Raw genomic sequence first — 21,621 nt, 5'->3', positions numbered from 1 at the left:
GATAATCCCGTGGCCAGGCGGTTCATACTCCTTCAAGTGCTTTGCGGTCCGGTGACGTAACTTCGGGATTCTTGAAGCGTTCTCACCTCGCCCGACCGATCCACAGTCCCGGTCGAAAGGCGAGGAGGCTCGGGTCGGCAGCGCTGGCGGTCGTACAGGGCCTGCGTGAGCACTGGGCGCCCGCGTCGGGTGAGGAACTGGAGCGGTTCAAGACCGACGTACTGTCCGGGTTCGTTCCTGCCCAGGCCTCGGCGGGCCTGGCGGATGGCACCATCTGCGGGGACGTTGGACACCTGGACCGGATCAGGACCTGGTTCGAACGGCCGCTGTGGGACATGGAACCCGCTGACGCGGACGTGTACTTCGGGAAGGTGCTGCGGAGTTCGCCGAGTGGCACCCGTTTGGGCCGGTCGCAGGCGCTGACCACGTACTTCATGTTCCTGGAGTTGCGGCACAAGGTCGAGATCCACCGGATGACCGGCCGGGTAGTCAAGTGCCCGATCGACGAGATGAATCCGCCGCGCGGGGAAAGGACGCCCAGTTGCGTATCCCGCCGAGCGAGCGGGAGGTCGGAACGCCGTTCGCCGGGTGGGGCGGCGAGCCGGCGACCTGCCGGAAGTTCGCTCCGACCGCCCGGAACCACACCGCCTCAAAGCTGATGTCCCGGGTCGGTCGGCAGGTGAGCGAGACATGCAAGCTCGACCTGGACGACATCAAGCGGGGCCTGGGCCGCCTCGGCAAGCTCCACGTCCGCCACGGCAAGGGCACCCGGGACTCGGGGTCGCGCGAGCGGATGGTGCCGCTGATCAACGGCGCCGACCGGACGCTCCGGTGGTTCATCGAGGACGTCTGGACCAATTCGAGAACGACCACACCCGACCGGGCGCCCCGTTGTTCCCCGCAGAGCGCAAGAACACGGACGGATCCTCGCTCGGCAGCGTCGGACGCAGGCGCGACGGACACGAGGCCCCAACGTTCGCGAGACGCGGGAGCACTGTCTTAACGCACGAGGGAACACCGCCCGAAACCGGTCGTTGCACCACGTTCGGCCCGGCACCGCAGTCACAGTACGCCGTCGAGTACATTCTCGTGGAACTGCCTTGCGCGGCGCACGTATTCGTGGACGACCGGCGAGTTCGGGCTCCAGCGCCCGTGGACCGCGATGTCGTGCACGGAAGCGCCACCGTCGGCAGCGGCGGTGGCCCCTCCGGAACGCAGGGAGTGGGTGGTCACCAGGTGCGCGGAGGGCACGGCGGCCAGGACGGCGCGTTTGCGGACGATCTTGTTGGCATGGTGGTCGCTGAGCGACGCGCCGATGCTCGGACGCGCGCCCTTCCCGATCGAGCGCACCAGCCGTCCGGTGGTGACGCCGTGTTCGGCGAGCGCGGTGCACCAGGCGGAGACGGCGCGGACCGGGTCGACGTCGGGATGGCGTCCGCGCGGGATGGCGACGACGACGCCCTCGGCCTTGCGGTCCGTCTTGGAACTGAGGATGCGTACCAGCAGGCCGCGTTCCTCCACGCTCACGTCGTCTATGTCCAGCGCGACGAGTTCGCTGCGGCGACCCATCAGGGCGAAACCCAGGACCAGGATCACCCGGTCGCGCAGGCCCGCCAGAGTGTCGGTGTCACAGGTCGCGACCGCGGCCCGCAACGCGTCGACTCGCAGGGGCGGGGCCTTGCGCTTGGCCAACCCCCGGTCCGCGCGCTCGCGTTGGTGGTCGTCGATCACCTTGCGCGCGGTGGTGGTGTCCGGGATCGGCACCCCGTCCGCCCGGTGTCGCGCGCACACCGCGTACATCGCCCGCCGGATGGTGGAGGGCGCGTAGTCGGCGACGACCAGGTGGGTGACGTACGCGGCCAGCGTCGCCCACGTGGTGGGCAACGCGACCCGCGGCGCGGGCCGCCCCGCGCGGTCCCGGGCCGTCGCGCACCAGCGCTCGAACGCCTCCCAGTCCCGTGTGTAGGCACGTACCGTCTCCCCCGAGCGCCCACGCAGAACCCGCCGGATGGTCTCCTCGGGCAACTCGAAGTCGGCCGCGCCGTACGCGGGAACGACCTCCGCCTCCACCAACGGCCCACCACGCGGCGCGAGTTCGGCCCCGGTCATCGGATCGCCCCCGGCCGCCCACGGCGCAGATCCACCGACCGGCCGCAACGCACCCCGGACCCCCCGCCCCGCCGACGCCGGGCCCAACCGTCGCCGCCCGCGGTTCGATGCCACCGGGACGCGACTCGCGTCTCCCCCGAGGCGGCACGACCGGGCTGCCCCGCGGACCGTCCTTCCTGATCGACCTCCACGCACATCCCGCGCCCTCCGATCGACCGCCCGACAGTTCAGGTCCGGTAATGCATGTTACCGGACCCAAAGATCGCGACGCGATCCCGAAGAGTCGAATCGATTCGAGCTCGAACGACTTCTCCCAGAAGCGACGAGAGCTCCGGGGCGATACGGGCGCGGGGTCGGTTCCGGCCCTCGCGCCGCTCGGCTACAGCCCCGTCCGGTAGATGTAGGACACGACGGTCAGGTCCTCCTCCGCTATCTCCCAGGGAGCGACGCAGACCAGGGTCCCGCCGTCGGCGACGGGTTTTCCCGGGCCGCGGACCAATTCGATGGAATGCACGATCACCAGGGCGTTCGCGGGGGCGAATTCACGCTGTTTCTCGACCTCGCGCCGGGTCAGGACCACCTGGGCGCCGTGCGAGGTAGTTCCCTTCACCTCCGCCCGCAATGTTTCCCCGTCGCGGGTCATCAGGAGATCGAAGGGCTCTTTCAGGCCGACGTCCTGAACGTGCCAGCCGCGTTTCTCGTAATATCGCGCGGCCATCGCCACGGCGTGTCCTTCGAGGGCCTTCCTGTCGTCGGACGTCAGGACCCCGAATCCCTGGCCGGCCGCCTTCTTGACGGGCTTTCGCTCGGTCGTCTTCGCCGCCTCCTTCTCGGCCGCGACGATTTCGGGGGCGATGTCACCAGGAATGAACGGCATGGCCGTTTCCGCCCGATAGACGAGTCCCAGCAGTCCCGCCATGAACAGGAGGTCGCGGTACAGGACGTCGGACGGTGGGAGGTTGTCGCGCTCGTACGTTATGGCGAGGACGTTGCCCCGCTCGTAGCCGACCGCCAATTTCTGGCGGCCGCCCTGGAGATCGATGGTCTCGACCAGGTCCGGGCGACCTGCGGCGGCCTTTGCGACGACGGGGCGGGCCCACCGGACGCGGGCCGCCAGCTCCGTCTGGCTTCGCCCGCGCAGGGAGGGGCCGTCCCAGTTGTTCGTTCCCTGGTTGAGCGAGAGATGTATGCGGCGGCCCGGTACGTCGAACAGGTAGACCACGTACCATCCGACTGTCGCCGTCGGGGACACCTTTTCCGAATGTATCCGAGCCCAGGGCACCCGGGCGTTCTTGGTGAGGCCGTTGCTCGCCTTGACGCCGAAGTCCGCGAAGGGTATTTGGATCGCCTTCGCGAGTTCGCTGCCCCACTTCTTGATGGTCGGCTCGATCCCAGCGGACAGAATTTTGCCGCGTCGGCTCATCTCGTCGGTGACTTCGGAGTTCCAGAACCTTTGCAGATCGCATACTTGCCTGAAGAATTCTTCCATACGCCCACCCCAAAATGAAGGGGGCGCTTCCCGGCGCCCCGAAGTTCCTCTCGCGGAATCCCGATGAACCCGCCGTGTGGCGGGACGGGAAATCGCCCCGGGACCCGCCGGTCCCGGGGAATTGGCATTGACGACGTTCGCGTTGGACGACGCGCCGAGGGGTTCGCCGCGTAGTCGATCGACACGTCGCGCCCTTACTCCCGCCCGGTCCCCGGCGCGTCTCGCCCGCGGCGCGGCGTCGGCGGCGCCCGGCGGAGGGCGGGCCGGCCCCGGACGCCCTTCGCCGAGACGGTCACAACGCGGCCGGGGGCCTGGCGTACCAGCCGCTGATGACGCCCACCAAGTGGATGATGTTCTGCGTCCTCATGATCGGCGCGGACGCGTTCGGCTCGAAGTCGACGCCGGTGGCACTGGTACGCCAGATGCCGCCGTCGGCGATCGGCGCGTCCATGTGCGGGTCCAGACGCTTGAAGAACGCGGTGATGTCGTCGAGCGACGCCGGGTTCTCCCCCGAGCGCAGATCCCTGAAGACGCCGCCCAGGACGCGGAGCATGCCCACGGAGCCCAGCAGCGAGGTACGCCGCAACTGTTGGGACATGGTCAGCTCGCCGACCCTGGACTCGGCGTCGGGATCGTCCTCGGTAAGGGTCGCGAGGTCCTCGAACGCGGTGGAGATGACGTCGAGGAAGTCCTTCACCTTCTCGATGACTTCGCCGTCGGTGAGGGTCTTCTCGGCCTTCTTGCTGATCTGGCCGCTGGGTCCGGCGATGACGGCGCGGGTGATGTCCGCGACGTGCTTGGCGCCCATGAGGTTGGGATTCTTGAGCGTCATGCGGTCCTGCTCGGGGTCCACACGTCCCTTGAGCAGCGGGTGGTCGATGACGTCGGACAGCGTGCGGTTGGCGACCTTGTAGCTGTCGAACCGGGCACGGACGGCGCTGCTGATGCCCTTGGCGTTGTCGGCGACGTCCACGAACATCTGTTGGGCCTTGATCGGGTCGGGCTCGACGTAGATGTCGAGACCGACGTACTCGGCCTTGAGACGCTCCATCCGACCGACGAGCCTCGTCCGGTCCGCCTCGATCTTGAGCGCCTTCTCGGGACTGACCCGACGCGAGAGCTCCCGATCGAGCCCGGCGATGGCATCCGTGATGCGCAACTTCTCGATCGAGACGCCGAGCACTCGGTGTTGACCGTCGATGGTACGTAGCGGGGAGATCCCGCCCAGGGCCCACGGGACGGTGAGATACCCGACGGCGCCCTGCTCGTCGACCTTTTCGAACAGGCACCCGCCGCTGTCGCGGGCCAGGAGGGCCGGGGCGATCCAGTCCTGCTTGCTGTCGAGGTACTCGCCGAAGTGCTTCGCGTGCAGGCGGTCGACCTTGCGGTTGTCGGGGTCCACGTTGGCCGGGTCGGGCACGGGCAGGATCGTCGGCAGGTCGAGCAGCGGCACCCGGGTGCTGTACACGACGCGACCGCCCTGGACGGTCCGGATCGCCAGGTAAGTGCTGGAGTCCTGGGGCTTGGACAGACGCAGCGGGTCGACGGTGATGCTGATGGCGAACTCCCGGTAATAGTGCGACAGTTGACCCGACACGGGGTCTCGTCCCGCCGAAGCTAGCACCTGGGTGTTTGGGATTCGCGAGAAATTCGTGCCCGGGGTCGATTTCTCGCCGCACGGATTTCGGGCAACGGGACATGTCGACCCGTGATCGTCCCTCAACCGCCCCGGACACGGGCGAATCCGCCGCGATCCGGGCGTCCGACGAGTTGCGGAGGGTATCGAGGGCGGACGACCGGACGGTCGATCGCTGTGCGTGACTCAGCCGTGGGGCCGGTGAGCGGGTATGCCGGCGGGAGCGGGGACGACGAAACGCGAACCGCGAGCGGCGGCCGGTCGGCCCAGAGTTCGCCGGACGACACCTCCCGCTCGACGACGCGATCCGATGACGACTGTTCCGCCTGGGTGTTACTTCGCGTGTCACCCCCTCGCTCGGACCCGCGTGGGAAGGGCCTCCCGCAGACCGGTACCCGCCTCGTCGGGAGCGGTGTCGTCACGGATCCCGGATTCGATCGCCTCGAGGAATCGGCGGAAGTCCCATGCGCCGGAGGCGAGAAGGTCCACGTACTGTGCGACGGCGTCATCGGCCATGAGGTCTCCTGGTCGTGGTCTTCGACACCACGCACCCATGTAGTCGAGCCACGACGGACAGATGGCATCCGGGCGCCCCGGGCGTCAATGACTGCTGTAGTTGATCGTACGGATGGCGATCACCGGATGGGCGTCGGCGCCCGGGCAGGTGCGGTACTCGTCGCAGTACTGGTAGTCGACGCGGGCGGCGCCGGTGAGTTCGTAGTGGACGGTCCTCGACCACCCCGGGCCCTGGGGGCGTCCGGCCTTGCCCTTGAGGATGCAGGTGGACGCGACCGGGGCCGGGTTGCCGGGATCGTGGGCCACGTGGTCCCAGAACTGTTGTGCCTGCTGGAGACCGACGCGCGTCACCAACTCCTCGTACTGGCGACGGAAACGCTTGTGGACCAGGACGCGGTATTTGGGCGGCGCGTCCGGCTTGCCGCCGGGCCGTTGTGCCGGGCAGAGCGGGTCGTAGGCGCTGTCACTCATCGACGGGGCGGGGAGCGGACACGAAATCCGACGGTTCGTGGCGACCCAGCAGGACGGAGCGCCTGAGAGGGTCCTCCAGTTGCTTCGCCGTCGTGCGCCAATCGTTCAGGCAGTCCTCGAGTACCTGTGGATCGCCGTCGGCGTGAGCGGCGACGAGACACTGCTTCATGTCGCTTACGAATTCCTGGAGATCCTCGTTGTCGAAGGCGCGCAGCCACGCGAGTTCGCCGAGTTGGTCGACGGTCGGCCGTTCGACGCCCTCCGCGAGGGTCGTCAGGCGCATCAGGTGCCGGGACCAGTCGGAGACGGACTGCAGCAGCAGCAGCTGACTCTCGGGAAGCATCACCAGACTCGTGCCGTCCTTGTCGCGGACTCGGGCGACGCCGCTTCGGGCGGCGGACAAGAGTTCGGTTCGCTTGTTCGCGAGATCGCTGGCCTGGAAGATCGCGTCGTTCATTGTTCCTCCTGTTGTTAGGATCGTACCCACGATCGTGGTTGTCAATGTGCCAATCACGCGGACAACCTGGCATCCGACGGGATGCTCGGAGGTGGGCATGAACCAGACGCGAGCTTTCGACGCACGCGAGGTGTGGCTCCGTCGGAGCGACACCGATCCCGACGGGCGGTGGTGCGTCGTCAGCCTCGTCACCGGGCTGCGAGCCGTTCTGTCCCGGGGACCGGATGCCGGGGATCTCGAGTCGTCGGCGCGCCTCGCGGCGGTCCGCAGGATCGCGGACGAACTCGGGCGTCGCGGCCTGGACGCGGATTCCCTGATCCGGTATGGAATGTGCCCCGAGATCATTTCCCCCGTGATCGGAGGCGTGATCATGGACCGCCTCCGATCACGATGGAATGTGCCCCGAGATCATTTCCCCCGTGATCGGAGGCGTGATCATGGACCGCCTCGCCGCCGCGGAGAACCGCGACACCGAGGCCGGCGCACTGCCCCACCTCGGGACCTGGGTTCGTCTCCTCCCGATCCGGGGCCCCTTCCCCGCGGCGTCCGAGACGTCGAGCGAGGAGTTCCAGGACGCCCTGGCCGACTCGATCACGTCGGTCAGCCCGCTGCTCGTCGCCTGGGCGTTCTCGGCACGCCTGTCGGATCTCGTGGATCTCCTCCCGCCCGGCGGCGAAGAGCTCCGCGCCTTGGTCGACGAGCCCGCCCCGGACCCCGACACGATCGAGCGCTACCGCTGGATCGTCGACCGATTCTCGGAGACGTTCCTGCGCGACTGGTCGACCTCGTCGCTGCATTTCGAGTACAGCTGGATCCTGGGGCGCGAGGTCTCCCCGTGCAACGGCTTCCTCATGACCGGCCGAGAGATAGCCAAGGCGGACCTCGAGGCCGAGATCGCCCGCCGGACGGTGTTCCCGTCCCGGCTTCCCGCGTTGGCGTCGCGGATCGACGCGGGCGGGCACCTGGTCGTGGAGATGGAGGGCCACGCGCTGACCCTTCTCGCACAGGGCCGCCACCTCGAGGCTGCGGCTCTCTTCGAATTCGCCGGGAAGAGGCGCCCGGACGATCCCACCGTCCTCAACGACCTCGGCTTCTGCCTGCTCCCCGTCAATCCGCAGACCGCCCTTACGCATCTCGTCCGCGCGGCCGAACTCGGCTACCAGCACGTCGCGACCAACGTCTACAACACGATGTGCGCGATGATCGAACTCCGGGACGTGCGGGGCGCGCTCGAGGTCGCCGACCGCTTCTGGATCGAGGGCTCGGACGCCCGTCCCAAGGGGGCGGCCCTGTGGCACCCCCAACCGGACGGCGGATGGGCGCTCCGAGGCTCGTCCGACACCCGGCGCTCGGTCGCGAGTTGGCCCACCGGCTTGCCCGCGCCGAGGGATGGAAGGAGGCCGAGAACCTCTGGAGCGGACGGCTTCGACCCTCGGAGCCCTCGGCCTGACACATCGCATCGTTCCCTGCTGATCCTTCCACCCACAACGGGTGGTCGTCGCCGAGACGCCGACCGAGGGGCGCCGCGTCCACGTCGAGGGCATCCCCGTTCCTCGGAGCCCGACGGGCTCGGCGACTCCATGCGCGGAACCCGAACCACGTCCGCCCTCGGGCAACCGACCCGTCGGACGTCGCGCAGCACGCCTCCCCGTGCCCGGTCCGAACGCGCGCGGGCGGCCCCATTCTCTGTCCGGTTCCACGCGGAGGCCCGAAGCGAAGGGGCCCCTCCGGGAAAATTGGTAGCATGGATCTACATAGTTCGAATCTACGTAGGAATCATCTACATAGACTTGGGTCGCCGGGCCACCTGGAGCCATATGTCATTCGTCGGTCGACGCCTTGAGCTGGCCCTGCTGACCAAACGCCTCGAACGGGTCGCCGCCGGCGGCACAGGCACAGCGCTCGCCCTGCGCGGTCGACGACAGGTCGGAAAGTCCCGACTGGTGCAGGAGTTCTGCGACACGGCTGACGTGCCGTACGTATTCTTCACCGCGACCAAAGGCGCCTCTCCCGTCGAGGCGGTCGCGGACTTCCTGACCGAACTCGCCGAATCGTCCCTGCCCGGCGCCGGGGAGCTTGTTCCCACCGGCGGAGCGGGCAACTGGCCCGACGCCTTCCGGGCCCTCGCCGCGGTCCTGCCCGATCGACCCACCGTCGTCGTCATCGACGAACTCCCCTGGCTCGCGGAACAGGACACCCTGTTCGACGGAGCCCTGCAGACCGCGTGGGACCGACTGCTGTCCAAACGCCCGATTCTGCTGCTCCTCCTGGGCAGCGACCTGCACATGATGGAGCGACTGACCGCGTACGACCGGCCGTTCTACGGCCGCGCGGACAACCTCGTCCTCGGCCCGCTCAACCCGGCCGAGACCGCGGACGCGCTCGGCCTTGAGGCCGCCGACGCCATCGACGCGCACCTGGTCTCCGGCGGCCTGCCCGGCATCCTGCGCGCCTGGCCCCACGGCACCCCCTCACTAGCCTTCCTCGAGGCGGAGTGCGCGGATCCGGCGTCACCGGTCTTCGGCATCCCGGAATCATCGCTTCTGGCAGAGTTCCCCGCCCCCGACCAGACGCGGCGCGTCCTCGAGGCCATCGGCGGCGGCGATCGCACCCATGCGAACATCGCCGCGACCGCCGGCGGCAGGAGCGGCGCCATCCCTTCCGGCTCGCTGTCCCCCGTGCTGCGCCGCCTCGTCGAGGAGAAGCGCGTCCTCGCGATGGACGAGCCGGTCTCCACCCAGCCCGGCAAACCCGCGCTGTACCGGGTCCAGGACAGCAACCTGCGTCTGTATCTGGCGGTGCTGCGCACGGCGCAGGAGCAGGTACGGCGAGGCCGCCCCGAGGCCGCATACCGTCTCGTCGAGCGCCGCTGGTCCGCGTGGCGCGGCCGCGCCGTCGAGCCGCTGGTCCGCGAAGCGCTCGAACTTGCCGCCGGTGACGGCCGGTTGCCGTGGGACGACATCGAGGCGGTCGGCGGCTGGTGGAACCGCCGCTTCGACCCCGAGGTCGACCTCGTCGGCGCCGACCGCGCGCCCGTGGCCCGCCACGTACGCCTGATCGGCTCCATCAAGTGGCTGTCGAGCCCGTTCGACCACCACGACATGACCGCCCTCGCCACCGCCGCACCCCAGGTCCCCGGCTTCACCCTCGGCTCCACCACCCTCGCCGTGGTCTCCCTGTCCGGAATCGCCCCCGACGTCCCGACCGAACCGATCGGCCTCCGCTGGAGAGCCTCCGACCTCGTCGCTGCATGGCGTCGATGAACGAGGGAACACCGAGCCCCGAAGCCATTTATCCACCATGACCGGGGAGTACTGATCCGAACCGCATCCACCTGCGGGCGAACGTAGGGAAGGGCAGACCCCGAGATCCACTTCCCTGTGCTGGTCGAGTACGCAGGACGCCTCCCCGTGGCGGGCCGTTGTCGTGCGCGGTAAGCGCCAAGGCGACGAGGCCGATCACCGCAGCCAGGCTCGGCAGCGGCCAGCGCGACTGCTCCAAGGCCCTGATTCGGGCCTTTGCGCCGTCCGGCCAGCGGCTCACCCCCACCCGCGTGGGGACTTCCACCGCGCCGTCGCCTAGTGTCCTGCGCCGGTAGTTGCTCGTTAGATGTTGTGTAACTTCTGTGGTTGGTGCGTCGGTTCCTCGTCGTGGTCCGAAGTTGGAGCCGTTGCTGCTCTCCGACGAGGAGAGGGTGACGTTGGAGCGGTGGACTCGGCGGGTAACGTCCGCTCAGGCGTTGGCACTTCGCTCGCGGATCGTTTTAGCGTGTGCGGGGCCGGAGGTGCCGCCGATCGTCGCGGTCGCCCGGGATCTACGGGTCGCCGCGGACACGGTCCGCAAGTGGCGGCGACGTTTCCTCGTCGACCGGTTGCACGGTCTGGTCGACGAGTCCCGGCCGGGCTGGCCACCCACCATCGACGTCGAACGGGTCGAGGCCGTCGTGATCGCCACGTTGGAGGAGATCCCCAGGAATGCCACCCACTGGTCGCGGAAGTCGATGGCCGACCGCAGCGGCCTGTCGAAGTCCACCGTCGGCAGGATCTGGCGGAGGTTCCAGCTCAAGCCCCATCTCGCCGACACGTTCAAGCTGTCGACGGACCCGTTGTTCGTGGAGAAAGTCCACGACGTGGTCGGGCTGTATTTCAACCCGCCCGAGGGCGCCGTGGTGCTGTCGGTGGACGAGAAGTCGCAGATCCAGGCGTTGGATCGTTCCCAGCCGGTTCTGCCGATGATGCCGGGAATGCCCGAGCGGCGCACCCACGACTATCTCCGCAACGGCCTGACCACCCTGTTCGCCGCGTTCGACGTCGCCACCGGCGAGGTCATCACCGCCCTGCATCGCCGACATCGGGCGGCGGAGTTCAGGAAGTTCCTGATCAGGATCGAGAAGGAGGTTCCCGCGCACCTCGAGATCCATCTGATCTGCGACAACTACGGCACCCACAAGACCCCGGCGATCCGAGCCTGGGTCAAGGACTGGAACGAGAATCCCAAACCGTTCATCTGGACCAAGACGGCCGAGGACATCCTCGAATCCCTCGCCCGATTCTGCCGACGAATCTCCGGCGCAGGACACTAGCTCATCTCCGGCTCACCCCCACCCGCGTGGGGACTTCCGGGCGGTCAGGGTGTCGCCGCCGGTGAGTGCCGGCTCACCCCCACCCGCGTGGGGACTTCATGGGGAGCGTCACAAAAAGCAAGGGCCCGAACGGCTCACCCCCACCCGCGTGGGGACTTCCGCAGGCAGGCCACACAGCGAGCGCTCAACAACGGCTCACCCCCACCCGCGTGGGGACTTCCCGACCCGGGACGGGGGCACCGTCGACGCACGCGGCTCACCCCCACCCGCGTGGGGACTTCCGTGGCGTACCCCGGTCGTAGTCCCGAGAGGACGGCTCACCCCCACCCGCGTGGGGACTTCCGTGGCGTACCCCGGTCGTAGTCCCGAGAGGACGGCTCACCCCCACCCGCGTGGGGACTTCAGAAGCTCGCCGAAGTACAGAAAGCCCAGCGACGGCTCACCCCCACCCGCGTGGGGACTTCGGCCGTTGCTTCCCGATCCGGACGGAGACGTGCGGCTCACCCCCACCCGCGTGGGGACTTCCGCCGCCGCGGCAGCCCGTTCGGCCGGTCCGACGGCTCACCCCCACCCGCGTGGGGACTTCAGATCAGCCGCAGCTACGTACAAAAGATCGAGCGGCTCACCCCCACCCGCGTGGGGACTTCCCGACGTACACGCCGGCCGGCACGATCCACGCCGGCTCACCCCCACCCGCGTGGGGACTTCTTCGCGCCTTAACGTGCTCCCATGGCGAGCATCGGCTCACCCCCACCCGCGTGGGGACTTCCCGGAGCGACCCGCGACGCCGCCCGCGCGGAACGGCTCACCCCCACCCGCGTGGGGACTTCAGAAGGACGGCCAGAAGCGCACCGTCGTGGAGCGGCTCACCCCCACCCGCGTGGGGACTTCACGTGAGGGGCCCCGCGCCGCTGGAACTCAAGCGGCTCACCCCCACCCGCGTGGGGACTTCCTGACCTTGCTGACCAGCCCGGATTCCGCCGCCGGCTCACCCCCACCCGCGTGGGGACTTCCATGAGCAGGTGCACGAGTGGTACAGCGAAGTTCGGCTCACCCCCACCCGCGTGGGGACTTCTCTTGCTGACCTGCAAGTTCTTGAGGGCTTTGCTAATTCGTAATGCAAAAAGCATCATTGCGGCAAGAACCTTGCCTGATTCGCTTCGAGGGCATGGTTGAGGTCCTTGAAGACAGTTTCGAAGGTCTCGCCTGCCAGGTGGTGTTGAATCTCGGCTCCGTACTCATGACCAAACGAGTGCATGCGGCCCGAGTGCCGGAAGCCGCCAAGGGCGGTACTCTCCCGCCGTGTTGGGCCCCAAGAGGACGGGGCCCAACACTTCCGCTTCCCTGCGTGCGCGCGCGCCCCTCACGAACGGCTCACCCCCACCTGCGCGGGGAGAACTCGGCGCTGTCCGAGGCGGCCACCGCCGAGAACCTGCCATGGTGTTGCGCGACGCTCCGTCGACGACGGCGCCGTGATGGCTACACGAGACTCGACAGGATCAACCCTCTCACGAACCCATCATCGCGTGTTGATGCGGGCCCGTTGGGCGCGAAGGAGAGTAGGCCCTTCCCAGTACTCTCATAAACGAAGTTCGTCAGGGCAGCGCGAGCACGAACTTACCTCGCCATACGGGTAGTTCGAGGAGTACGATGACCCTCGTCGACCGACGGGTTCTCGGCCTGTCCTGCACGACCAACCTGACGGCCTCTGCGCATGCACAGAGCCGCCGAGCCTGGAGAAGCGCGTGGCAGAAAAAATCCTACTTATGGCCTTAGTGCTGTCAGTGGGCGTAAATGGCGGACTCATCGCCGTTGTGGTAAAGCAATTCGTCGGCGCGCCCAAGGCGCTGGTCGCGACAGCCGGGGGGAGTGCGCTATTGGCCACACTGGTGGCGGCAGCGGCCGTGGCGTCGCTCCTGCAAATATAGAACCTGGCAACATCGATCGTTTTTCAGAGCGGACGAGATCCCCGTCGCACAAAGACGATCAATGCGTGGAAGCTGCATGGGGATCGGTTGCCCGATCCCCATGGTCTCGTTGAGGGACCTTCCTCTCACTGCCGTGGTTCCGCAAGCGACTGCGAAGGCCGAGGAGGTCGCCCAGCCTTCCGATGGCCTGCGAAGACGATGGATCGGCCGGCTTCGAAGAGAGGCCGTCCCAGGCCCACCCAGGACTGCACGTGTCAGCGCAGGCTTCTCTCCGGGAGCAGGCGTATTCCCAACACCGATCCATCCGGGTGGATGGAGACCGGACCGTCCCACTCGGGGGCCTCAGGACTCGTGGGGCGTTTCGCGTTCCAGGCGGGGAGAGCGTCGCGGTACTCGCGTACCCGTCGGGCGGCGAGGTGTTCGAAGAGGTCCTCCGCGAAACCGGAGAAGGCCTCCACGCGGCGCCTGTTCAGGCGGAAGACGTGGTCTGTCCCGAGGAACTTGATGCCGTGGATGGTGTGGTCGATGTCTCGGACCACGCCCGTTCCGGCGTGGGTGTAGCGCTCGAAATGGGCTTTGCCCTGGCGCTCGGTGAGGTATTGGGCGGTGGATGCGCCGACTCCGGCGAAGGCCATCAGCGCCGCGGCGTCGGTGCGGGCCAGGACGTCGCGGAACCAGTCGTACTCGTCGGGCTTCACCTGGTAGCCGGACAGGGACGCGGGCGGGTCGTCCGGTCCTCTGGACACTCGTGTCCCGGTTGGAAGGTTCTGCTGCTCGGGGCTCGACCGCAGGTTCGTGATCGGGCGTGTTCCGTACAGCGTGCCGTCGCCGGGGGCTTCGAGGATGTGGAGGACCAGGCCCGCCTTGCTCAGTAGTTCGACGCTGGTCACCAAACCCGAGACGGCGTTCCAAGGGCCTATCTGCACCGATTCCAGGTGAGAGGAGGCAGTCGACAACTGATTGGACACCGTGCTGCGGCGACTGTGATTGCCCTTGCAGGCAATCAGGACCACCCTGGACGGCTCCCCAGCCTTCCAGAGTTCAACGAAGAAGTGCGGACGGTGCCGCGTCCAGATTCCTTGTACATCCTTCGCCTTCTGCCGGGCCTGGGCGGCGGTCAAGGCCCAACCCGCCTGGAGCGCCACGTCGGCGTCGACGACGGATATCGCGTGATCCGGATAGCGTTCGGCGAGCACCCGCTTGACCACCGCGAGCGTGAATCCCACGCTCAGTTCGCCCGATTGCACCGCCCGGTAATGGCGTTTGGGGTCCTGTCCCTCTTCGGACAGGGTCAAGAAGCCGCCGTCATTCCCCAGCGCCTGACAGTACTTGAGGCAGCCCCAGTGCTCGCCGACACCTCTGCCCGCTCCCTGACGTGCCAGGACTGTGCCCCGGGCCAGGTTGTGCAGAATGTCCCAAGGCGTCACCGTGACCAGAGTCGCGGCCTCGCGCACGGGCAGAAGCTCCCGCTTGCGTTGGAGCGGTTCGAGATCCTTCTTGGCACGCGCCCGGTCGATCCTCGCCGAAGCCTTCTCGACCCTTGCCGCCAGAGGCGGCGATGACTGGATCTGCAGATGCCACGGCTGCGCCAGATCCTTCAGGACGTCTGCGGTTTCCTTCAACGCGTTCCCCCAATGGGTCGCCCCAACGTGCACAGACCAGGCGGACGCTACGTTGTGGACGGAACCGCAACAAGAGGGCAAATACCTATCAGCCACAGCCTTATACGAGGTCACATCCCCGCAGTGGGACCGTCGACCTCCGGAACATCCAGTGAGTGCCGGAGGTACGCGATCCCCTGACCAGGGGCAAGGCCGGACCACGCGTCCGGAGACAACCGGTCCGGTCGTGCCCATGAACGCGATCCGACGCATGTGCGCGGGCGATGACGCAGTGCGAGATCGGCCGAACCTCGTGTGGTGTCGGTGGGTCAGCGGCTGTGCACGGGCCAAGATCCTCCGGCGGTCTCTCCCGGCTCGACCTCACCTCGGTTCTCCATCGGGTTGAACGCCATCAGGGTGAGGCCGTCGAAGTCGACCGGGACGCGGCGGCGTTCGCCCGCCGTCGCGATCGCGAAGCCCTGTTCGGTCTGGGCCGGGTGGATGAGCACGGCCGCGCCCTGGCCCACCGACTTGCTGACCAGGTCCCATACCTCGTCACGGGCACGAGCGCTGAGCAAGCCGACGTACGTGCCCGGGACGGTCTCGATCATCCAGCGGCTGATCCCGCCTCGGACGTGGTCCGGGACGGCGGTGGTGGTGAGTACGACCAGGGAGGTCATGATGCCTCCGTCCCGCCGTAGTTGACGCCGCCCGCGACCCATCCGCGCTCGGGGTCCCACAGGTTGGCCATCTCGGCGACCGAGTCCTCCGCGTCCTCGAGGCGTTCGCGGGTGTCCGCGTCGGGGTCCAGGAGGTTCTGGACGTCCGCGACGATCCGCGGCAGCAGCTTGACCAGGCGCAGCTTCTCGCGGAAGGAGCGGCGCGCCTCGCCCTCGGGGTCGTCCGAGGTGTGCAGGGAGAACGCGAGCGGGAGGGTGTGTTCGGCCTTGTACAGGTCCGCGATGTCGCGGACGAAGGACATCGTGGTGCCGGTGTGCACGAAGCCGAGGCCGGGCGAGCAGCCGAGGGCGTTGATCGCCGCGTGGGCGATGCCGTACAGGCACGAGTTGCCGGCGGACAGGGCCCGGTTGACCGGGGTTTGGGTGTCCCAGTCGTTCGGGTCGTACGAACGGCGGAACGCCGGGACGTGGTGGGCCTGGGCAAGGGTCTTGTACAGCGCCTTCATGCGGTCGCCCTCGTGGCCGCGCAGTGCCTCGATCGTGGTGGCGTCGGCGGGCGGAGTGCCGAAGCGCAGTGCGTACATGCGCTTCGCGACCGCCAGACGCGTGGCGTCGTCGGCCCAGCCACGGGCCTGGAGTTCGAGCCAGCGGCTGGTGGTGTCGGTGGGCGCGATCGCGGCGTAGCAGCGCACGCCGCCGACGCCCACGCACAGCACGGTGGTGCCGTGTCGGGCGAGGGTGCCCAGGGCGCGGGCGGTGATGGAGGTGCCTGGCCCCAGGAGCAGGCAGCTGAGGGCGGCGGTGGGGATGGCGACGCGTTGTTCGCCGCCGCCGGGGGCTTCGATGACGGCGTCGACGCCGGTGTCGTCCTGGACCACGCGCATGATGTCGAGGTAGAGGAAGGACAGCGAGTCGCCGAACCTGGGGAGCATGATCGCGGTCGGCTTGTTCCAGCGTTGGCGGGCGGTGGCCTTGGCTCGCGGGCCGGTCGCGCTCATGCGGCGGGCGCCAGGGTGAGCAGGCCGCAGCCGTAGGACTTGCCGCGGCCGAAGCCGGTGGCCATGCGTTCGGTGAGTAGGGCGGGGTCGGTGACGGTGGCGATGCCGTCGAAGCGGGTGCGGGCGTGGCGGATCAGGGTCTTGGTGGGGCGGCGTCGTCCTGCGGCGTCGTCGAGTTCGAAGCCGTGGACGGTGTGCAGGGTCAGGCCCGCCGAGGCGGCCCGCTCGTGCCACCAGGCGACGGCTTCCTCGCCGTGCAGCGGCAGGATCTGGCGGGGGCGGCCGGCGGTGGTGTGGGTGCCGAGTTTGCGGGTGGCGTTGGCGGTGATCCGGTAGTGCACGCTGTTGCCCGCGCGGAGCTTTTCCAGGAGCGGGGTCAGGTGGCGGCGGGCTGCGGAGCCGTAGCCGTCGGGGAGGCGGGAGAGGTCCGGTTCGAGGACGCTCTGGACCAGGATGACGCTGCCGCGTGGGGTGTCGTCGACTCGGAACAGGACCCCGGCCTCGTGGCGGGCGTTGGTGTCCAGGTCGTCCGGGAAGAGTTGCATGACGCGGTGGTGCAGCGCGACGGCGTCGCCCGTGTCGCGGCGGGCGTCGCGGTTGCGGGGGTCGGGGATGATGCGGGTCAGCCACAGGGGTGTCATCGCGGTCCTCGGGAGGCGGTCGGCGCGGTGGAGTCGGTGACGGCGTCGGCGGGTTCGGGGTTCAGGTGCGCGATTACCGCCGACAGGTGGGCGAGGCCCACCCCCGCGCAGCGGGCGGCGGGCAGTCGCAGCGTCGTGCGGTGCAGGGCCCGCACGCCGTAGCGGCGGGCGAGCGGGTCGAACGAGCGTGGCTCGTCCTGGATTTCGGACGCGACGGTCGTGGTGCCGCCCAATTCCGGCAGGGCGTGGTCGGAGACCACGTCGACCGTGACGGTGGCGTCCGGGTCGTCGGTGCGTCCGGGACGGCGGCGGGCGAGGGGCAGTTCCAGAAGGCGGGCGATCGGGTCCGGGTCGACATCGCCCAGGAGCATCGGGGCGTTGGGCGGGCATGAGCGGCGGCCCAGGTACGGCGGCCAGTGTGGCGCGCGCAGCGCCTGGGCGCACGTGCGTACGAGGTCCTCGTCTGGGGCGGTGACCGCGACGGTGAAGGCGGCGTCCTGGAGGTAGAAGCGGTGTCCGAGCACCGTCGTGGTCTCGCCGGAGCGGCGTTTGCCCTCGGCGGTGGCCACGGTGAGCCGGCGGGGCATGCCGCCGCCCACGGTGTGCAGGTCGCGCAGTCGGCTGCCGGCGCGGTCGACGCGGATGACGAATCGCAGCCGGGCGAGGTCGTCGAACGGCTTGTCGCGGGTCAGTCCCTGTGCGGCGGCGATCATGCCGATCAAGCCTGAACGGGTGGGCTCGGAGGAAGTGTCGCGCTGGTGTGGGAACTGCGAGCGCTCGCCCCAGGATTGCAGCGGCGCGGCCAGGTGCAGCAGGAAACCGACGCTCACGCGCCCGCCTCCGTGGCGCCCGTGGGCGCGAGCGCGGCGTCGACGGCGGCCCGGACGAGGTCCTCGTAGGAGTCGGCGCGCGCGCCGAGGTGGGTCGGGTCCTTGGTCATCGACGAGGCGTACGCGCTGTGCCGCGCGGTGGCGCTGCCCAGGAGGCGGGTGACCGCCCCGGCGTACTCGTCCAGCGCGGCGATGGACGGCTTGGCGTAGCCTCCGCCGCGCGGGCGAACCACCGGCTCCTCGAACGCGCCCGCGTAGGAGACGGGGCGGTCGGCGCGCACGGTCAGGTGCACGAGTTCGGGGATGCTGTGCGCCGCGGTGGAGTTCTTCTTGGCGGCGGGCAGCGACATCACGGCCGCCTCCAAAAAGGCGGTGCCGATGCGGCGGGCGTCCTCGACGGAGCCGTCGCCGCCGAGGTTGCGCAGCAGGTCGGCCAGGTCCAGGACGTGGTAGCGGTACAGGGTGCCGGCGGTGTGCTCGGCGTGGCCCATGTGCGCGCTGCCGGTCTCGTCGCCCCAGCCGGCGGTGACGTCGTCTACGGCGGAGAAGTAGTCGATCTCGGTGTCGGTGGCGTGGGTGGTGAACGCGTGCGCGACCTGGGCGGCGCCGTCGACCTTGGCGTCGTCGATCTCGGCGAGCATGCGCCCGAAGAGGTTGATCACGCCGTTGCGCGAGCGCAGCACGGCGTCGATGCGGTCGGCGGGCAGGACACCCTTGTCCTTGGGCTTGATGCTCTTGCCGTCCTTGGCGCCCTCGAGTTCGGCACGGAACTCGGCGGCGATGGCGGCGAGTTCGCTCACGGCGGTGCTGGGGATGTACACCATGGCGTTGGTGTCCCAGGGCTCGTTCGGGTCCTTGGGCTCTTTGGGCTTCTCCGCGCCGACGCCGCACGCCAGCACGGTGTGCAGGCCGGCGCGGTCGGCGAGCGGGGCGGGCCACTCGTGTTCCTCCCGGAGCACCTTGGCGACGCGCTCGGCCAGGCGGCGGGTGCGCAGGGCCTCCTCGCCGAGGGTCTGCTGCAGGCGCAGGCGCATGGCGCGCTTCCAGGACTGGCTGGAGATGCGGGTGCGGTTGACGCCGCCGAACTGCACGGTCTTGACCGAATTGGTGTCGTCGCGGTTGAGGTTGGAGTACGGGATGGTCTGGATGACGTGCGCTTCGATGAAACGTCCGCGGATGGGGGTCATCGCTTGCTCCGTGAGGTGATGGGGCGGGCGTACGGGAACGGGGCCGAGACCGGACCCGGGGTGTCGGTGGGTGAGGCGGGTGGTGCGGGCGATCAGGCGGGGTCTCGATCGTCGGCCGCGCCGGGGCCGGGCTCCGGCCTGCTTCCGGTGGCGTCCTGGTTCTCCTGGTCGTCGTCCTTGCGGGCCTTCTCGCGTTCGGCCGCGAAGCGCACGCGGTAGTACGACTGGAGCCAGCGGCGCGCGATCTCCTCGCGGTGGTCCTCCCAGGCGCGCAGGTCGCGGAGCAGGGTCACCCAGTCGATCGCGTCGGGGTTGACGGCCAACTGGCGTACGGTGGCGGGCAGATGCCGATGCAGGCCGTCCACGCTCTGGCGACACAGAAGGCCCAGGCGCGTCTCGGCGGTGGTGGACCGGATCGTCCCTCGGCCGACCGCCTCGGCCAGGCAGACGCCGAGGTCGCGGCGGCGCCGGCGAGGCGGCGGCGCGGTGTCGCCGACCTCCGGGGTCCGCGTGCCGCCGTCGTCCTCCGTGGTCTCCGCGTCGTCCGACTCCTCGGCGCGGGTGCGGCGGGCGGCTCGGGGCAGCGAGGCGATCATGGCGGCGACGGCGTACCAGGCGCGTTCGCGGGAGTCGTTGCCGCGGTCGACCTGCGGCACCAGTGTGGCGACGATCGCGTGCATGCGGGGACTGCCGTCCACCTCGCGCCGCAGACCGCTGCGCAGTGCGGCGCGTTGCCCGGGGAACTCGCAGGAGCGGTGGATGCGATCGACGAACTTCTGGGCCCACGGCACGCCTTCGGCCTCGCGGGCGGTCGTCGGGGCGGTGGGAGTGGCGGGGCTGCTCATGGCGCACCGTGGTTCACAGTTATGGTCCTTTCGGACATGCGAGTGGCGTTCGAAGGCCTGTGTGCGCGGCCTGCGGGAAATGGCGCGGAGGCGGTCGCCGCGCGGCCCTACGCGGCGCGTTTGCCGCCGTACAAGGTGCTGCGGGCCCGTTCGATCGCTGCGGCGGCCGCAGCGGTGCGCGGCGCGCGGGCGGTGACCCGGTCGTACACGGCTTCGGCCTGGACCCGGAAGGACCGCCAGGCGCCCTCGTATTTGCGTTCGTGCATCCGGGACCAGAACTCGCGTTCGGCCTCGGGCCAGTACAGGGCCGCAGCCTCCTCGGCCCACGCGCAGGGTCCCATCTTCTCGTTGAGGATGGTGGCCCAGGCCCGTTTGACCGCGAGAGTGACGCGGAAGCCGTACATCTCGCCGGCCACGCGGAGCGTGCCGATCTCGCGGGCGCGGTGACTCTCGCCCGGTTTGAGCAAGTCGAGGATCGCCGGGGTGGTTCCGGACACGTACTGCACGTCCTTGGTCTTGCCGTCCTGCTCGAACCCGAGCGCTCGTACGCGCAAAGCCTCGGTACCGTCGGTCTCGTACACGGTGTCGAACACCGCCGGTCGGCGAGCCTGGTTCGATCCGAGCGGATCCTTCAGTAGGAGCGCGTCGACGTCGCGCCAAAGGGCACGAGCGGAGTCGGCGGGGCGCGCGTACGGGTTGCCCGCCTGGCTGATCTGCCAGATCAGGTAGGGGTCGGTGCGGGGGCGCTTCTCGCGGAAGGCCCAGGTGGCGTAGGCATCGACGACCTGGGTACCGGTGGCGTCAGGCACGAGGAGGAGGGCGTGTTGGCCGACGTCGGTCCAGCTCGAACACGGGCCCGGTGTGCGCGGTGGGGCTTCCTCGGGATTGTCGAGGTCCTTCTCCCAGGGGCACTTGTCCTCGTCGACGTCCAGGAAGCGGGCCGGGGGGATGAGGCCCGCCATGAGGGTGTGGAAGAGCGTCGCGCCCTCGGGGTGGTAGGACAACGCTCCGCGCAGCGGGCCGGCGGAGACGTCCGCGGCCGTGGTGGCGCCCGCGGTGCGGCTGGAGCACCGGCCGGAGGGCCCGTAGTAGATCCACATCAGCAGGTGCGCGACGGCCTCCTCGGCGTCCAGCGGACGCGGATCCCCGTCGCGGTGATGACCAAACCACACGTGATTGTTGCCGGCGGGCCTGCCGAACACGAGTTTATTCAGGCCGGAGGGCTTGGGACACTGCGCGCGCAGCCGGGGGTCCTGGAGGAAGGGGCGCTCGCCGAACAGGTCGAACCGGCCGGGGTGTTCGGCGAAGTATCGGTCCACCTCGTCCTTGTCCAGATGACCCTTGTCCAGCCGCTCCTCGCGCAGTCCGTCCCAGTCGTCCTCACTGCCGTCCAGGCCGGTGACGCGGGCGGCGAGCGCGTACAGGACGCGGTAGAGGGCGGAGAGCGCGGGCGGCGGGCCGAACTCGAGTGCCTCGATCTCGTGGGCGTGGTGCAGGACGTCGCGCAAACCCACAACGGTGCCCTCGTGGGTGGCTCCCGCCGCCCACCGCACCGGGATCCAGTTCCGCGTGACGAGATCGAAACTCGCCTCGCTGGCCATCGACAACGGTGGTCCTCTCTCCGAGTCCCTCGGATGTGTGAGCGTCATGG

16 protein-coding genes, 1 pseudogene and 1 CRISPR repeat array are annotated in these 21,621 nt (G+C 69.1%); of the genes and pseudogenes, 3 read left to right on the top strand and 14 right to left on the bottom strand.

Annotated features, from left to right (window positions below):
* Positions 1-98 precede the first annotated feature (98 nt).
* A pseudogene (locus ACMXN5_RS50795) lies at positions 99-933 on the top strand (site-specific integrase); the annotation flags it as partial.
* 129 nt (positions 934-1,062) lie between these two features.
* On the opposite strand, the gene ACMXN5_RS50790 reads toward ACMXN5_RS50795, so the two are convergent.
* From ACMXN5_RS50790 to ACMXN5_RS50765, 6 genes are all read right to left on the bottom strand, one after another.
* A complete protein-coding gene (locus tag ACMXN5_RS50790; protein ID WP_439681886.1) occupies positions 1,063-2,109 on the bottom strand; it encodes a hypothetical protein in 1,047 nt (348 codons plus the stop codon).
* Between the two features lie 379 nt (positions 2,110-2,488).
* Positions 2,489-3,598: an MrcB family domain-containing protein gene (locus tag ACMXN5_RS50785; protein WP_439681780.1), complete on the bottom strand. Its 1,110-nt coding sequence runs from the start codon at positions 3,596-3,598 to the stop codon at positions 2,489-2,491.
* Positions 3,599-3,890: 292 nt separating this feature from the next.
* Positions 3,891-5,195, bottom strand: a complete 1,305-nt coding sequence (locus ACMXN5_RS50780) for a DNA sulfur modification protein DndB (RefSeq protein WP_439681779.1) — start codon at positions 5,193-5,195, stop codon at positions 3,891-3,893.
* Positions 5,196-5,579: 384 nt separating this feature from the next.
* The gene (locus tag ACMXN5_RS50775; protein WP_439681778.1) at positions 5,580-5,750 is read right to left on the bottom strand and encodes a hypothetical protein; all 171 of its coding nucleotides are present in this window, start codon (positions 5,748-5,750) and stop codon (positions 5,580-5,582) included.
* A gap of 84 nt (positions 5,751-5,834) precedes the next feature.
* Positions 5,835-6,221, bottom strand: coding sequence for a hypothetical protein (locus tag ACMXN5_RS50770; RefSeq protein ID WP_439681777.1), 387 nt, complete (start codon positions 6,219-6,221; stop codon positions 5,835-5,837).
* Positions 6,214-6,678 carry a hypothetical protein gene (locus ACMXN5_RS50765; RefSeq protein ID WP_439681776.1) on the bottom strand — a complete coding sequence of 155 codons (465 nt, stop codon included), beginning with the start codon at positions 6,676-6,678 and terminating at the stop codon, positions 6,214-6,216. Before ACMXN5_RS50765 ends, ACMXN5_RS50770 begins: the two co-directional genes overlap by 8 nt.
* 1,817 nt (positions 6,679-8,495) lie before the next feature.
* On the opposite strand from ACMXN5_RS50765, the gene ACMXN5_RS50760 reads away from it, so the two are divergent.
* On the top strand, positions 8,496-9,941 hold the full coding sequence (locus ACMXN5_RS50760) for an ATP-binding protein (RefSeq protein WP_439681881.1): 1,446 nt from the start codon (positions 8,496-8,498) through the stop codon (positions 9,939-9,941).
* Positions 9,942-10,303: 362 nt separating this feature from the next.
* A complete protein-coding gene (locus ACMXN5_RS50755) occupies positions 10,304-11,260 on the top strand; it encodes an IS630 family transposase (RefSeq protein WP_439681775.1) in 957 nt (318 codons plus the stop codon).
* A gap of 8 nt (positions 11,261-11,268) precedes the next feature.
* A CRISPR array of direct repeats spans positions 11,269-12,335; the repeat unit is 29 nt; unit sequence CGGCTCACCCCCACCCGCGTGGGGACTTC.
* A 1,107-nt stretch (positions 12,336-13,442) separates the two neighbouring features.
* On the opposite strand, the gene ACMXN5_RS50750 is transcribed toward ACMXN5_RS50755, so the two are convergent.
* The 8 genes from ACMXN5_RS50750 to casA form a co-directional block, all read right to left on the bottom strand.
* Positions 13,443-14,810 carry a hypothetical protein gene (locus ACMXN5_RS50750; RefSeq protein ID WP_439681774.1) on the bottom strand — a complete coding sequence of 456 codons (1,368 nt, stop codon included), beginning with the start codon at positions 14,808-14,810 and terminating at the stop codon, positions 13,443-13,445.
* Between the two features lie 308 nt (positions 14,811-15,118).
* The gene (gene cas2e, locus ACMXN5_RS50745) at positions 15,119-15,469 is read right to left on the bottom strand and encodes a type I-E CRISPR-associated endoribonuclease Cas2e (protein WP_439681773.1); all 351 of its coding nucleotides are present in this window, start codon (positions 15,467-15,469) and stop codon (positions 15,119-15,121) included.
* The gene (cas1e, locus tag ACMXN5_RS50740) at positions 15,466-16,467 is read right to left on the bottom strand and encodes a type I-E CRISPR-associated endonuclease Cas1e (RefSeq protein WP_439681772.1); all 1,002 of its coding nucleotides are present in this window, start codon (positions 16,465-16,467) and stop codon (positions 15,466-15,468) included. Before cas1e ends, cas2e begins: the two co-directional genes overlap by 4 nt.
* Positions 16,464-17,108 (bottom strand): type I-E CRISPR-associated protein Cas6/Cse3/CasE, encoded by a 645-nt coding sequence (cas6e, locus tag ACMXN5_RS50735; protein WP_439681771.1) that lies wholly within the window; start codon positions 17,106-17,108, stop codon positions 16,464-16,466. The genes cas1e and cas6e overlap by 4 nt, the downstream gene beginning before the upstream one ends.
* Positions 17,105-17,938 (bottom strand): type I-E CRISPR-associated protein Cas5/CasD, encoded by an 834-nt coding sequence (gene cas5e / locus ACMXN5_RS50730; RefSeq protein WP_439681770.1) that lies wholly within the window; start codon positions 17,936-17,938, stop codon positions 17,105-17,107. Before cas5e ends, cas6e begins: the two co-directional genes overlap by 4 nt.
* Complete coding sequence (gene cas7e / locus ACMXN5_RS50725; protein WP_439681769.1) at positions 17,935-19,125, bottom strand: type I-E CRISPR-associated protein Cas7/Cse4/CasC; 1,191 nt, start codon at positions 19,123-19,125, stop codon at positions 17,935-17,937. The genes cas5e and cas7e overlap by 4 nt, the downstream gene beginning before the upstream one ends.
* 92 nt (positions 19,126-19,217) lie before the next feature.
* Complete coding sequence (gene casB / locus ACMXN5_RS50720; protein WP_439681768.1) at positions 19,218-19,970, bottom strand: type I-E CRISPR-associated protein Cse2/CasB; 753 nt, start codon at positions 19,968-19,970, stop codon at positions 19,218-19,220.
* A gap of 107 nt (positions 19,971-20,077) precedes the next feature.
* Positions 20,078-21,571 carry a type I-E CRISPR-associated protein Cse1/CasA gene (gene casA, locus ACMXN5_RS50715; protein ID WP_439681767.1) on the bottom strand — a complete coding sequence of 498 codons (1,494 nt, stop codon included), beginning with the start codon at positions 21,569-21,571 and terminating at the stop codon, positions 20,078-20,080.
* Between the last annotated feature and the right edge of the window lie 50 nt (positions 21,572-21,621).

Origin of the sequence: Embleya australiensis, from assembly GCF_051903075.1 — a bacterium.
Classification (GTDB): Bacteria; Actinomycetota; Actinomycetes; order Streptomycetales; family Streptomycetaceae; genus Embleya.
This window is presented reverse-complemented; position numbering and strand designations above follow the sequence as displayed.

Excerpts from the sequence above, each read along its gene's own strand:
- ACMXN5_RS50760 (WP_439681881.1), top strand. The coding sequence starts at position 8,496 with ATGTCATTCGTCGGTCGACGCCTTGAGCTGGCCCTGCTGACCAAACGC.
- ACMXN5_RS50785 (WP_439681780.1), bottom strand. The coding sequence starts at position 3,598 with ATGGAAGAATTCTTCAGGCAAGTATGCGATCTGCAAAGGTTCTGGAAC.
- cas2e (WP_439681773.1), bottom strand. The coding sequence starts at position 15,469 with ATGACCTCCCTGGTCGTACTCACCACCACCGCCGTCCCGGACCACGTC.
- casA (WP_439681767.1), bottom strand. The coding sequence starts at position 21,571 with ATGGCCAGCGAGGCGAGTTTCGATCTCGTCACGCGGAACTGGATCCCG.
- ACMXN5_RS50775 (WP_439681778.1), bottom strand. The coding sequence starts at position 5,750 with ATGGCCGATGACGCCGTCGCACAGTACGTGGACCTTCTCGCCTCCGGC.
- casB (WP_439681768.1), bottom strand. The coding sequence starts at position 19,970 with ATGAGCAGCCCCGCCACTCCCACCGCCCCGACGACCGCCCGCGAGGCC.
- ACMXN5_RS50790 (WP_439681886.1), bottom strand. The coding sequence starts at position 2,109 with ATGACCGGGGCCGAACTCGCGCCGCGTGGTGGGCCGTTGGTGGAGGCG.
- cas6e (WP_439681771.1), bottom strand. The coding sequence starts at position 17,108 with ATGACACCCCTGTGGCTGACCCGCATCATCCCCGACCCCCGCAACCGC.
- ACMXN5_RS50770 (WP_439681777.1), bottom strand. The coding sequence starts at position 6,221 with ATGAGTGACAGCGCCTACGACCCGCTCTGCCCGGCACAACGGCCCGGC.
- cas1e (WP_439681772.1), bottom strand. The coding sequence starts at position 16,467 with ATGAGCGCGACCGGCCCGCGAGCCAAGGCCACCGCCCGCCAACGCTGG.
- cas7e (WP_439681769.1), bottom strand. The coding sequence starts at position 19,125 with ATGACCCCCATCCGCGGACGTTTCATCGAAGCGCACGTCATCCAGACC.
- ACMXN5_RS50765 (WP_439681776.1), bottom strand. The coding sequence starts at position 6,678 with ATGAACGACGCGATCTTCCAGGCCAGCGATCTCGCGAACAAGCGAACC.